Here is a 12,311-nt window from a genome sequence, read left to right on the forward strand (position 1 = left end):
GGGTCGTTTCCCACTTACACGGCGGGCCGGTCCGTGTTAAACCCCACCACCCCCCGGGGGGGGGGGCGGGGGGGGGGCCCCGGTATCCCCCCCCCCCGCGCCACCCGTTCACAGCTCGCGGCGGACGTGCGTGCCGTCGCGGACGGTGCCGACGTACTCCTCGACCAGGTCCTCCAACGCCACCAGACCGCGCACGACGCCGTCGGCCGACACGGCCTGCGCCAGGTGGCTCTGCGAGCGCCGCAGCGCCGCCACCGCGTCGTCCAGGCTCGCGTCCACCGGCACCCGCGGCAGGCCGCGCACCCGGCTCGGCGGCACCCGCGTCGACGGGTCGGTGTGCGCCAGGTCCAGCACGTCCTTCACGTGCAGGTAGCCGATCAGCCGGTCGTCCTCGCGCACCGGGAACCGGGAGAAGCCGGTGGCCGACACGGCGGCCTCCACCTCCTCCATGGTCGGCCGCGACGGCACCGACGTGATCCGGTCCAACGGCACCAGCACGTCGGCCACGGTCCGCTCGGCCGACGACAGCGTCTGCGTCAGCCGCCGGTGCTCGGAGTCCTCCAGCAGGCCCTCCTGCCGCGACTGCCCGATCAGCAGGGCCAGCTCGTCCCGCGTGTAGGCCGACTCCATCTCGTCCCGCGGCGTCACGCCGACGAGCTTCAGCACCGCAGTCGACACCACGGTGAACCCCCGCAGCAGCGGCCCGACCAGCCGGCAGAACCAGTAGTGCGCGGGCACCAGCAGGAGCGCGGTGCGCTCGGGACCGGCGATGGCCAGGTTCTTCGGCACCATCTCGCCCAGCACGGTGTGCAGCGCCACCACGATGATCAGCGCCAGCGCGAACGCCACGCCGTGCCGCACCGCGTCCGGGATGCCGACGCCGTGGAACGGCGCCTCCAGCAGCGCCGCCACCGCCGGCTCGCCCAGCGCGCCCAGGCCGAGCGAGCACAGCGTGATGCCGAGCTGCGCGCCCGCGATCAGCAGCGGCAGCTCGCGGCCCGCCTTGATCACCGTCCGGGCCCGGCTGCTGCCGGTGTCCGCCAAGGCCTCCAGCCGGTCCCGCCGGGCGGTGATGATGGCGAACTCGGCGCCGACGAAGAACGCGTTGCCCGCCAGCAGCAGCACGATCACCAGCACGATCATCGCGTCAACCCCAAGTGGTCGGAAGGCGACGGTTCGGTCGCGGGGTCGACCCGGGCCACCCGGAGCTCGGCCACCCGGTGCCGGTCCATCTGCACCACGGTGATCCGCCAGTCGTCCACCCGGATCTCGTCACCCGCGTCGGGGATCCGGCCCAGCCTGGCCAGCACCAGGCCCGCCACGGTCTCGTAGTCGCCCTCGGGCATCCGGAACCCGGTCGCCTCGGCGATCTCGTCGTCGCGCAGCAGCCCGGACACCAGCCACGCCTCGCCGCCGAGCCGCCGCACCGGCGAGGTCTCCCGCCGGTCGTGCTCGTCCCGCACGTCGCCGACGATCTCCTCGACCACGTCCTCCAACGTGACCAGGCCCGCCGTGCCGCCGTACTCGTCGACGACCAGCGCCGTCTGCAACCCGGAGGCGCGCAGCCGGTCCAGCAGCGCGTCGCCCTCCAACGTGGCGGGCACCGTCTGCACCGGCCTGGTCAGCGCCGACACCGGCGTGGTCGCCCGCTGCGACCGGGGCACCCCGAACGCCTGCTTGACGTGCACGATGCCGCGCACCTCGTCCAGGTCGCCGGTGTAGACCGGGAACCGGGAGAACCCCGTCTCCCGCGCCTTGGCCACCAGGTCGAGCACGGTCGCGTCCGAGCGCAGCGACTCGACCCGCACGCGCGGCGTCATCAGCTCCTCCGCCGTGCGGTCGCCGAACCGCAGCGAGCGGTCCAGCAGGGTCGCCGTGCTCGGGTCGAGGGTGCCCTGCTCGGCGCTGGAGCGGATCAACGCGCCCAGCTCCTGCGGCGAGCGGGCCGACGCCAGCTCCTCCGCGGGCTCGACGCCGAGCCTGCGCACCAGCCAGTTCGCGGTGCCGTTCAGCAGGGTGATCAGCCACTTGAACACCGCGGAGAACCCGGCCTGCACGCCCGCGACGGCACGCGCGGTCGCCAGCGGCTTGGCGATGGCCAGGTTCTTCGGCACCAGCTCGCCGAACACCATCGACAGCGACGTGGCCAGCGCCAGCGCCAGCGTCAACGCGATCGGCCCGGCCGCCGACGCGGGCACGCCCGCGCCGGTCAACGCGGGGGAGATGAGCTGCGCGATGGCGGGTTCGGCGATGTAACCGGTGATCAGCGTGGTGATGGTGATCGCCAGCTGCGAGCCGGAGAGCTGGAACGACAGCGACCGGTGCGCCTTCTCCACGGTCCGCGCCTTGGCGTCGCCCACCTGGGCGACGTGCGCCTCGACCGTGCTGCGTTCCAGGGCGGTCAGGGAGAACTCGGCGGCGACCGCGATGAACGTGCCGATGGTCAGGAGGACCACGGCGCCGAGGCCGAGCAGGCTGAGCAGGATGGTCATCGGGCCCACCGGTGGTGGGCCGGTCGGGGCTGGCAGCCGGGTATCGGACCCGGCTCGGTACTGCAGCCCGGGGACTGCGCGTCGCGCACGGTAAGGGATCACTCCTCGTGAGGGGTGGTCGAACGGTGTCCAGAATAGAGCGTAATCACCGGTCAGCGCAGTCCGATACCGCTGGGTTGCGAAGTGGAGGCCCGCAGCACGACCTCGCCGGCGACCCGGACCGTGCGCGGGGAGGCCACCACGTCGTCGAGCACCAGCCGTGCCGCGCGTTCGCCCATCTCCTCCAGCGGCAGCCGCACCGTGCTCAGCGCCGGCACCAGGTCGCGCAGGGTGGGGATGTCGTCGAACCCGGCGACGGAGACGTCCTCCGGCACCCGCAGGCCGTGCTCGCGCAAGCCCGCCATCGCGCCCAGCGCCATCACGTCGTTCACGGCGAACACGCAGGTCGCGCCGGTGCGCGCGGCGATCAGGTCGGCCACGGCCGCGTGCCCGCCGTCCCGGGTGAAACCGCTCGCGATGACGTTGGCGTCGGGCAGCTCCAGCCCTTCGTCGGCCAGCCCCGCCTTGAACCCGGCCAGCCGGTCGCGCGCCACGACCAGGTCCGGCGGGCCGGCCAGCACGGCGAACCGGCGGTGGCCGAGCGCGGCCAGCCTGCGGGCCAGCGCGCGGGCGCCGGCGCGGTTCGCGGGCACCACGGTGTCCGTGCCGAGCTTGGCCTGGGAGACGCACGCCACCCGGCCGCCCTGCGCGGTGAACGCGGTGATCTCCTCGGCCAGCAGCCGTGACGCCGACCGGTCGGTGGTGCGGCTGCCCGCGATCACCAGGGCACGGGCCCGGTGCGCGCGCAGCGTGTTCACCAGTTCCACCTCGCGGCGCGGGTCGCGGCCGGTGGTGCCGAGCACCACGACCAGCCCGGCGTCCTCGGCGATCCGCGTCACACCGGCGGCGATGCTGGAGAAGTAGGGGTCGGCGATGTCGTGCACCACCAGGCCCACCAGCACGCTGGAGTTGCGCGCCAGCGCCTGCGCCGAGGCGTTGGGCAGGTAGCCGAGCCTGCGCGCGGTGCCGAGCACGCGTTCGCGCAGCTCTTCGCTGACCTGCCGGGTGCTGCCGTTGAGCACGCGTGACGCGGTGGCGAGCGACACGCCCGCGTGCTTCGCCACTTCCGCCAGCGTGACCTGCCGCGACGTCAACGCCGCCTCCTTCGCGTTCCTGGTCGGGCGAGACTAGCCGTTTCGCCGCGCGGCGCGGAGGAGAGTTCACCAGGTGGGGCCGCCGGTCGGCGGTCGGAGTCGACCGGCGGCGCCGGCGGGCGGTCAGCCGAAGTCGTCGTCGAAGGCGGCGGCGAGAGCGGCGGCGATCAGGTCGGGCAGGTCCGGGCGGCCGTCCTCCCGGGCCCACCGCACGAGGGCGACGTGGAGGGCGGCCAGGCAGGCGCCCGCCGCGACCTGCGCGCGGAACTCCGCCTCCGGGTCCGGCGTGTCGCCGAGCAACGCGTCGACGACCGCCTTCTGGGTGGCGTACTGGCTGTCCAGGTGGCGGGCGCGCAGGGCGGGCGTGTCGACCATCAGCCGGAGGCGGGCGAGGAGCAGTTCCCGCTCCGCCGACGTGCCCCCCTCGGCGGGGCCGACGAGGGACCGGGTCGCGTCGACCAGGGTCCGCCCGATCCGGAGCACCGCGGGCTCGTCGGCCGGCCGGGCCGCGACCCGTTCCGCGAGCAGGTCGTCGTACCGGTCGTGGAGCACCAGGTCTTCCTTGGTCGGGAAGTGCCGGTACACGGTCATCGGCGAGACGCCGGACGCCCGCGCGACGTCGTTGACGGTGGTCGCGTCGTAGCCGCGCTCGACGAACAGCCGCATCGCCCACGACTGGATCAGGCGTCGGGTCTCCGCCCGCCGGCGTTCGCGCAGGTTCGGCCCCTCACCACTCATCCGGTAGACGATACCGTTGTGGTAGTCACTACCATGTAGGGAGTCACTAACATCAAAGGAGTGGGCCATGGGCGAGTCGGCAGGCAGGACCGCGTTGGTGACCGGGGCGTCGCGCGGCATCGGGCGGGCCATCGCCCGACGCCTCGCCGCCGACGGCGCGGACGTCGCCGTGCACTACGGCGGCGGCGAGTCGGCGGCGGAGGAGACGGTCGCCGCGATCGAGGCGGCCGGCGGGCGCGCCTTCGCGGTCCGGGCGGAGCTGGGCGTGGACGGGGACGTGGACACCCTGATGGCCGGCCTGGAGCGCGGGCTGGCCGGGCGAGCGCTGGACATCCTGGTCAACAGCGCCGCCGCGCCGCCGGCCGGTCCGATCGGGACGGACACCCCCGAGCGGTTCGACCACCTCTTCGCGGTCAACGTCAAGGCGCCGTACTTCCTCGTCCAACGGGCGCTGCCGCTGATGCGCGACGGCGGCCGGATCATCACCCTGACGTCGGTCGCCACCAGGGTGGCCAACCCCGGTCAGACGTCCTTCGCCATGGGCAAAGGGGCCCTCGAGACGATGACCCTCACCCTGGCCGCCGCCCTCGGCGTCCGCGGTATCACGGTCAACGCGGTCGCGCCCGGCGCCACCCGGACCGACGTGAACGCGGACGTCTTCGAAGCGCCGGGGCTGGCGGAGTTCATCACCGGCCAGACCGCGCTCAACCGCCTCGGCCGGGCCGACGACGTGGCCGACGCCGTCGCCTTCCTCGCCTCCGACGACGCGCGGTGGATCACCGGCCAGGTCCTCGACGCCAGCGGCGGCGTCCACCTCGGCCTCCGGGGCTGAGGGCGCGGGAGGCCCCTCGCGGACCGCCGCCGAACCCGACCGGGAGGTTGACGTCCGCGAGGAGCCGACCGTAGCGTGTTGGAAAGCGCTTTCCACGGACTTGAGCGGGGTGTACGCATGGCGGTGCGCACGATCGGCGTCGCGTTGAACGGGGTCACGGGGCGGATGGGGTACCGACAGCACCTCGTCCGGTCGGTCCTGGCCCTCCGCGAGCGCGGCGGGATCCGGATCGGTGACGACGTGCTGGTCCCCGAGCCGCTGCTGGTCGGCCGCAACCCCGCCAAGCTGAAGGAGATCGCCGAGCGGCACGACCTGCCGCGCTGGACCACCGACCTCGACGCGGCGCTCGGCGACCCGGACGTGTCGGTCTACTTCGACGCCCAGGTCACGTCGGCGCACGTGTCGGCGCTGACGGCGGCGATCGACGCGGGCAAGCACGTCTACAGCGAGAAGCCGGTCGCGGCCACGCCCGAGGAGGTGCTGGAGCTGGCCCGGCACGCCGACGCGGCGGGCGTGAAGCACGGCGTGGTGGCCGACAAGCTCTACCTGCCGGGCATCCGCAAGCTCAAGCGCCTGCTGGACGGCGGCTTCTTCGGCCGCGTGCTGTCCGTGCGCGGCGAGTTCGGCTACTGGGTGTTCGAGGGCGACTGGCAGTCCGCGCAGCGGCCGTCGTGGAACTACCGCGCCGAGGACGGCGGCGGGATCGTGGTGGACATGTTCTGCCACTGGAGCTACCTGCTGGAAGGGCTGCTCGGCCCGGTGGAGGCGGTGACCGCGCGGGCCGTCACGCACGTGCCGACGAGGTGGGACGAGAACGGCGCGCCGTACGAGGCGACGGCCGACGACGCGGCGTACGCGATCTTCGAGATGACCGGCGGCGTGGTGGCGCAGGTGAACTCGTCGTGGGCGACGCGGGTGCACCGCGACGAGCTGGTCGAGTTCCACGTGGACGGCACGCACGGCAGCGCGGTGGCCGGCCTGCGCAACTGCAAGGTGCAGTCGCGGGCGATCACGCCCAAGCCGGTGTGGGACCCGGACGTGCCCTCGTCGATCGACTTCCGGTCGCTGTGGCAGGAAGTCCCGGACAACGAGGTGTTCGACAACGGGTTCATGGTGCAGTGGGAGGAGTTCCTCAAGCACGTGGCCGTCGGCGCGCCGTTCGCGCACGACTTCCACTCCGGGGTGCGCACCGTGCGGCTGGCCGCGCTGGGCCTGGAGTCCTCCCGGACCGGCCGCCGGATCGAGGTGCCGGCATGACCTCGGTGCGACTGCCCGGCCGGGACGGCGCGCTGCGCGAGCACGAGCTGTCCCCGCCGAAGACGTGGGACACCGGCGCGTTCGAGTCGCGGGTGGCGTTCGCGGCGGCGCACGTGGTGGCGGACCCGTTCGGCGGCAACGGCACCGGCGCGCCCGCCGTGCTCGACTGGGACGCCACGCTGGCGTACCGGGTGCGGTTGTGGGAGCACGGTTTCGGCGTCGCCGAGGCCATGGACACCGCGCAGCGCGGCATGGGCCTGGACTGGGGCACGGCGCTGGAGCTGATCCGGCGCAGCGCGTCGATCGCGACCGGCCGGCTGGCCGCGGGCGTCGGCACCGACCACGACACCGCGGACCCGTTGACGGCGTACCGGGAGCAGTTGGCGGCCGTCGTGGAGGCGGGCGCGCAACCGATCCTGATGTGCAGCCGCAAGCTGGCGGCGCGGGCCCGCGGGCCCGAGGACTACCAGGAGGTCTACGCGGCGCTGCTGGAGGAGGTCGACCAGCCGGTGGTCCTGCACTGGCTCGGCACGGCGTTCGACCCGGCGCTGGAGGGCTACTGGGGCTCGTCGGACGTGCCGACGGCGACCGGGCACTTCCTGGACCTGATCAAGGCGTACCCGGACAAGGTCGACGGCGTGAAGGTGTCGCTGCTGGACGCCTCGCACGAGGTCGGGTTGCGGCGGTCGCTGCCGGCCGGCGTGCGCTGCTACACCGGCGACGACTTCAACTACCCGGAGCTGATCGCGGGCGACGCGCTCGGGCACAGCGACGCGTTGCTGGGGATCTTCGACGCCATCGCGCCGGCCGCGTCCACCGCGTTGCGCGCGTTGGACGCGGGCGACCGCGCCCGGTACGACGAGGTGCTGGAGCCGACGGTCGCGTTGTCGCGGCACATCTTCGGCGCGCCGACGTACCACTACAAGACCGGTGTGGTGTTCCTGGCCTGGCTCGGCGGGTTCCAGGACGCGTTCGGCATGGTCGGCGGCCTGCAGTCGGCCCGGGACGTGGTGCACCTCGGCGAGGCGTTGCGGCTGGCGGACCTCGCCGGGCTGCTGCCCGACCCGGACCTCGCCGCCCGGCGGTGGGGACGACTCCTGGACGTGCTGACGTGAGACTGTCGTTGAACCAGGCCACGGTGAAGCGGGCGTCCGTGCCCGAGGTGGTCGACGTGTGCGTGCGCCACGGGATCGGCGCGGTCGGGCTGTGGCGCGACCCGGTGGCCGAGCACGGCTTGGAGCGGACGGCCTCGCTGGTCGCGTCGGCGGGGCTGGAGGTCTCGTCGCTGTGCCGCGGCGGGTTCTTCACCGGCTTCGACCAGCGGCTGGACGACAACCGGCGGGCGATCGACGAGACCGCCGCGCTGGGCGCGCAGTGCCTGGCGCTGGTGCCCGGCGGCGTGCCGGACCGCGACCTCGTCGCGGCCCGGGGACGCGTCGCGTCGGCGCTGGAGGTGCTGGCGCCGTACGCGGAGTCGGCCGGTGTGCGGTTGGCGGTGGAGCCGATGCATCCCGTGTTCTGCGCGGACCGCGGCGTGGTGTCGACGTTGGGCCAGGCGCTGGAGCTCGCCGCGCCGTACCCGGCGTCGGTGGTCGGGGTCGTCGTGGACGCCCTGCACGTGTGGTGGGACCCGGCGTTGGCGGCCGACGTCCGGCGCGCCGGCCCGCGCATCCACTCCTACCAGGTGTGCGACTGGGTGACGCCGCTGCCGGCCGACGTGCTGCTGGGCCGCGGCCTGCCCGGTGACGGGCACATCGACCTGGTCGGGCTGACCTCGCTCGTCGCCGGGACCGGGTACGACGGGTACGTCGAGGTCGAGGTCTTCAACGAGGAGGTGTGGGCGCGGCCGTTCGACTCGGTCGCGGCGGACCTCGTGCGGCGGCACGCGACGGGTTGGGAGCCGGTCGTGGACGGCGGCCACGACCGACTACCCGTCACCCCTTAACGGGGCAGCTCGCGACCCGCGGCGAGCAGTCTGAGGGTGCTGACCGACGGCGTCAGCGCGTAGAGCGCCCCGGTGGTCCGCACGAAGTCGCCGCCGATCACGGCGTCGACACCGGTGGGCGCGCCGCGCTCGCCCGGCGCGAAGTCCGGGTTGCGCGCCCACGTTCGCTGGACGTACTCGAACTGCTCCGCCAACGACGTGCAGTGGGCCACGAACACGAGGCCGCGCTCGCCGTCGTCGGCGGGCACGATGCCGCCGGGCCCGGGCTCGGCTCGCCCGGTTTCGGCGGGGCCGAACGGGATGCCCCGGCGCAGGATCCGGTGCTCCCGGGGCGTGCGGTGCGCGAACGACCGCGGGTTCGTCTTGCGGATGTGGGCCGGGCACGGTGTCGCCGTGCCCACCGGGTCGTCGGAGTAGTCGAAGTCGTTGTGGCCGAGGCTCGTGGCCAGCGGGCGGCCGTCCGGGTGCCTGCCGATCAGCTCCGGCCCCCGGCCGTGCCGCTCGACGGCTTCCCGCCAGCCCTCGACGTCCTGGGTCAGGCGGCGGACCACCTGGATCGAGCCGTCGGTCAGCCACGCGGCGGCGTGCGGGCGGGGCGACTCGGCCGGGTGGCCGAAGACGAACTCGCCCGCGTTCACCAGGAGCGTGCCCGGCCGGCCCGCGCGGTGACCCGGTCGTTCGGGGTCCTCGTGGTGGAAGCCGCGCACGCCGGGCTGCGAGATGCCGTGCCGGTAGCCGAAGTGCTCGCGCCCGCGCCGGTCGCCGGGGAGCGTGGCGGCCCGCTGCTCGTGGACCGTCGCGACGCCGAGCAGGGTGTCGAGCACGTCCAGGTTGCGCGCGGTCTCCGCCAGGCGGTCCGGGTCGTCGGACGCGACCGTGACCACGGCGTGGACCCGCTGGTCCGCGCGGCCGAACAGCCAGTGGACGGGCGCCGAGTCGCCGGTGTCGCCGTTGGCCCGCGCGGCTTGCTCGGCGGTGTGGGGGAAGTGCTCCCGGAGGTCTTCCCGCGTCGCCTGGGGGTTGATGCTCAGGTCGACCAGGCCCTCGGGCGTGAGGGACACGGTCGCCCAGGTGGCGGTCAGCCCTTCGGGGTCGCCGCCGAACATCGTGCGGCCGAGGGAGAAGACCTCGTTGAAGTCCTCCACCTCGGCGGTGGCGCTGAGGTGCCCGAGCATGGCCGCGAGCCAGGTGCGCCCGAGCTTGTCGTCGGTGAAGCGGACGAACCGGAACAGCTGGTGGTCCTTGTTGAACGCGGCCAGGACGTTGCCCTGGATGTCGTGGGACCGGCGCAGCGGAGGACGCACCTCCCGCCGTCGCGCGTGCGGGTGCAGCAGGTCGGTCATCGTTCACCCCCTGCCCAACAGGAGCGTCACGGTGCGCACCGGATACGTCGCGCTGAGTTGGAATCGCCCGAACGTGTAGCGCGTCTACCCCCGCAGGTGACGGTGACTGCGCGAAGATCCGACCATGACCGACCCGGCCGACCTCGGCGCGCACGTCCGACCGGGAGTGGCGACCTCCCAGGGCCCGAACCGCCCGCTCAACGCCGACGCCCACGCCCAGCACTGGTACCGCGGCACGTTCGCGGCGGCGGTGGTGGACGGGACAGGCTCGACACCGGAGGTCGCCGACTTCGCCCGCGTCGCCGCCTCCGTCGCCGCCCGCGTCGCCGCCCGGGAGACCCCGGTGCTCGGCATCGTCACCGCCTCGATCCCCTATGCCGAAGGGGATGACGACGACAGCTCCGGGCCCAACGGCGCGATCGTCGTGGCCTCGGTGCGGGCGGGTGGGTACTGGCGCGTCGCCTGGGCCGGCGACAGCTCCGCCTACGGCCTCAAGGACGACGGCACGCTGCGCCGCTTCACGACCCCGCACACCCTCGGCGAGGAGATGCGGCAACAAGGCGTCCCCGATGCCGAAGCCGCCGCCCACGACCACAAACTGCGCCACAACGTGGGCCGCGTCCCGATCTACGGCGTCGAGGGCTTCGAGGCGGTGGCCCGGCTGCTGGTCCTCGCCTCCGACGGTCTCAAGCTGCCCCTCGACGAGTTCCGGGAACTGCTCCTCGAACACGGCGACGACCCGCAGCGGTGCGCCGAGGAGCTGCTCGCCGCGACCCGCGCGCGCGGCAGCCGTGACGACGTCACGGTCCTGGTCATCCCCCACCCCGACCGCCCTGCGCCCACCCGTGTCACCGACGAGAGGAACGACCATGGCGAACGCCGACCAGAAGAACCCGCACGACCCGCAGAACCCGCCGCCTGACGAGAGCCCGACGCAGACCCTGCCCGCGGTGCCGTCGAAGTAGTCGCCTGACGAGCCGGGTGGCGTGGCCGCGCCACCCGGCCTCCTAGCCGAGCCACACCAGGTGGGCTCGCCGCGTGCCCGCCGACCGCGAGCTGATCTCGAACAGGACGCGTGCGTTCTCCGCGCTCCGCGAGCTGAGGCGGAAGCCGCCTTCCACCGCGCTGACCTCGGCCCGATCCTCGAAGGCGACGCCATAGCCCGCCACCCGGGCACTTTCCCGCTCGCCGTGCTCCTCCACGATGGCGAACAGCCTCGGCGCTTCCTCGTGTGCCACTTCGCGAACCAGCGCGGTGAATTCCTGCTCGGTCATGGTGCTGCTCCTCTCGCCCCACCGGTCCAGGTGGTGGTGGTTACGCTGCGTCGCCGATACCGTGACTGCCCGCAAGGCTGCCCACCTCCGACGTGGAACGCAAAAAACGCAAAGAGGTGCCTTGCATTCGCCGTGCAGCGTCGAGGGAGGACCGGACATCGTGGCCGCGAAGAAGAGCACGCCGACCATCAGGTTGCGCAGGTTGGCCGGTCAGCTCAGGCGACTTCGCGAGAGCACCGGCCTGCGCCGGGAGGACGTGGAGGAGCGCACCGGGCTCCACGCCACCACCCTCTACCGCATCGAGACCGCCCGGTCCCGCCCCCAGTACCGGACCTTCGACATGCTGCTCAAGCTGTACGGCGTCCCAACGGACGAACAGCTCCGCTTGAAGGCGCTCTACAAGCAGTCGGCGGGTGAGGGGTGGATCCAGCCCTGGCACGAGGAGTTGCCCGAGGGGTACACCGCCTACATCAGCTTCGAGCGTGAGGCGCAAGGGCTCCGCCACTACTCAGGTCTCTCCGTGCCCGGTCTGCTCCAAACCGAGGACTACGCCCGCGCCGGGATCCGCGGAATCCTGCACGAGGCGACCGGCGAGCAAGTAGAAGACCTCGTCAGGGCGCGGATGGACCGACAGTCGGTGCTGACCAAGGAGAAGCCGCTCAGGTTGTGGGCGATCATCGACGAGGCGTCACTGCGCCGCGAGGTCGGTGGTCCTCATGTCATGCGGGCGCAGCTTGAGCACTTGCTCGAAGCGGCAAAGGCCCCGAACGTGACGATCCAGGTCATCCCGTTCAGCTCAGGCGCTCATCCGGGAACGTTGGGCCAGTTCATCATCATGGATTTCGAGGACCCGGTCGACACCGATTTGATCTACGTGGACGGTCAGGCGGGTGAGATATTCTTGGAGTCGGACGCCGACATCAAGCGCTTCCGAGCCGACTTCGACCAGTTGGTAGCGGTGGCCAAGAGCCCTGACGACTCGGTGGCGCTGATCGCCGAGATCGCCAGTCGTTAGCCACGAAGGGAAGTTCGGGCACATATGAAGCACGGGGATCTGTCAGGTCTGGACTGGCGCAAGAGCAGCTTCAGCGCAGCCGGCGAGTGCGTCGAGGTGGCGCCGGTGGGTGGTGGGGTATCCACGCGTGACTCCAAGAACCCGGCCGGGCCGACGCTGTCGTTCGAGCTCGGGCCGTGGCGGAGGTTCCTCACCGGGCTCGAGAACGGCTGACCTCCCGAC

The 12,311-nt window shown here is 72.9% G+C and carries 13 protein-coding genes; 7 read left to right on the top strand and 6 right to left on the bottom strand.

Going from position 1 to position 12,311, the window contains the following annotated elements:
- Positions 1-108: 108 nt before the first annotated feature.
- The 4 genes from AB0H12_RS33820 to AB0H12_RS33835 all read right to left on the bottom strand — a co-directional run bounded on the left by AB0H12_RS33820 (position 109) and on the right by AB0H12_RS33835 (position 4,423).
- Positions 109-1,143: a hemolysin family protein gene (locus AB0H12_RS33820; protein ID WP_230566197.1), complete on the bottom strand. Its 1,035-nt coding sequence runs from the start codon at positions 1,141-1,143 to the stop codon at positions 109-111.
- Positions 1,140-2,492, bottom strand: coding sequence for a hemolysin family protein (locus AB0H12_RS33825; RefSeq protein WP_499628469.1), 1,353 nt, complete (start codon positions 2,490-2,492; stop codon positions 1,140-1,142). Before AB0H12_RS33825 ends, AB0H12_RS33820 begins: the two co-directional genes overlap by 4 nt.
- A gap of 152 nt (positions 2,493-2,644) precedes the next feature.
- Positions 2,645-3,685, bottom strand: coding sequence for a LacI family DNA-binding transcriptional regulator (locus AB0H12_RS33830; protein WP_499628470.1), 1,041 nt, complete (start codon positions 3,683-3,685; stop codon positions 2,645-2,647).
- Between the two features lie 123 nt (positions 3,686-3,808).
- Positions 3,809-4,423: a TetR/AcrR family transcriptional regulator gene (locus AB0H12_RS33835; RefSeq protein WP_499628471.1), complete on the bottom strand. Its 615-nt coding sequence runs from the start codon at positions 4,421-4,423 to the stop codon at positions 3,809-3,811.
- Between the two features lie 67 nt (positions 4,424-4,490).
- Here AB0H12_RS33835 and AB0H12_RS33840 point away from each other — a divergent pair, with 67 nt between their 5' ends.
- From AB0H12_RS33840 to AB0H12_RS33855, 4 genes are all read left to right on the top strand, one after another.
- Positions 4,491-5,255, top strand: coding sequence for an SDR family oxidoreductase (locus AB0H12_RS33840; protein ID WP_499628472.1), 765 nt, complete (start codon positions 4,491-4,493; stop codon positions 5,253-5,255).
- A 117-nt stretch (positions 5,256-5,372) separates the two neighbouring features.
- Positions 5,373-6,512 carry a Gfo/Idh/MocA family protein gene (locus AB0H12_RS33845; RefSeq protein WP_499628473.1) on the top strand — a complete coding sequence of 380 codons (1,140 nt, stop codon included), beginning with the start codon at positions 5,373-5,375 and terminating at the stop codon, positions 6,510-6,512.
- The gene (locus AB0H12_RS33850; protein ID WP_499628474.1) at positions 6,509-7,627 is read left to right on the top strand and encodes a dihydrodipicolinate synthase family protein; all 1,119 of its coding nucleotides are present in this window, start codon (positions 6,509-6,511) and stop codon (positions 7,625-7,627) included. Before AB0H12_RS33845 ends, AB0H12_RS33850 begins: the two co-directional genes overlap by 4 nt.
- Positions 7,624-8,457, top strand: a complete 834-nt coding sequence (locus AB0H12_RS33855) for a sugar phosphate isomerase/epimerase family protein (RefSeq protein WP_499628475.1) — start codon at positions 7,624-7,626, stop codon at positions 8,455-8,457. The genes AB0H12_RS33850 and AB0H12_RS33855 overlap by 4 nt, the downstream gene beginning before the upstream one ends.
- On the opposite strand, the gene AB0H12_RS33860 is transcribed toward AB0H12_RS33855, so the two are convergent.
- Positions 8,454-9,800 carry a Dyp-type peroxidase gene (locus AB0H12_RS33860; RefSeq protein WP_499628476.1) on the bottom strand — a complete coding sequence of 449 codons (1,347 nt, stop codon included), beginning with the start codon at positions 9,798-9,800 and terminating at the stop codon, positions 8,454-8,456. The genes AB0H12_RS33855 and AB0H12_RS33860 overlap by 4 nt on opposite strands.
- A gap of 124 nt (positions 9,801-9,924) precedes the next feature.
- Here AB0H12_RS33860 and AB0H12_RS33865 point away from each other — a divergent pair, with 124 nt between their 5' ends.
- Positions 9,925-10,722 (top strand): PP2C family protein-serine/threonine phosphatase, encoded by a 798-nt coding sequence (locus tag AB0H12_RS33865; RefSeq protein ID WP_499628477.1) that lies wholly within the window; start codon positions 9,925-9,927, stop codon positions 10,720-10,722.
- A gap of 85 nt (positions 10,723-10,807) precedes the next feature.
- On the opposite strand, the gene AB0H12_RS33870 is transcribed toward AB0H12_RS33865, so the two are convergent.
- On the bottom strand, positions 10,808-11,074 hold the full coding sequence (locus tag AB0H12_RS33870; protein WP_499628478.1) for a hypothetical protein: 267 nt from the start codon (positions 11,072-11,074) through the stop codon (positions 10,808-10,810).
- Positions 11,075-11,135: 61 nt separating this feature from the next.
- Here AB0H12_RS33870 and AB0H12_RS33875 point away from each other — a divergent pair, with 61 nt between their 5' ends.
- Both AB0H12_RS33875 and AB0H12_RS33880 read left to right on the top strand, forming a co-directional pair.
- Positions 11,136-12,089: a helix-turn-helix domain-containing protein gene (locus tag AB0H12_RS33875; protein WP_499628479.1), complete on the top strand. Its 954-nt coding sequence runs from the start codon at positions 11,136-11,138 to the stop codon at positions 12,087-12,089.
- Positions 12,090-12,113: 24 nt separating this feature from the next.
- Complete coding sequence (locus AB0H12_RS33880; RefSeq protein ID WP_499628480.1) at positions 12,114-12,302, top strand: DUF397 domain-containing protein; 189 nt, start codon at positions 12,114-12,116, stop codon at positions 12,300-12,302.
- Positions 12,303-12,311: the final 9 nt, after the last annotated feature.

The sequence above is a fragment of the Actinosynnema sp. NPDC023794 genome, assembly GCF_040639675.1.
Classification (GTDB): domain Bacteria; phylum Actinomycetota; class Actinomycetes; order Mycobacteriales; family Pseudonocardiaceae; genus Actinosynnema; species Actinosynnema luteola.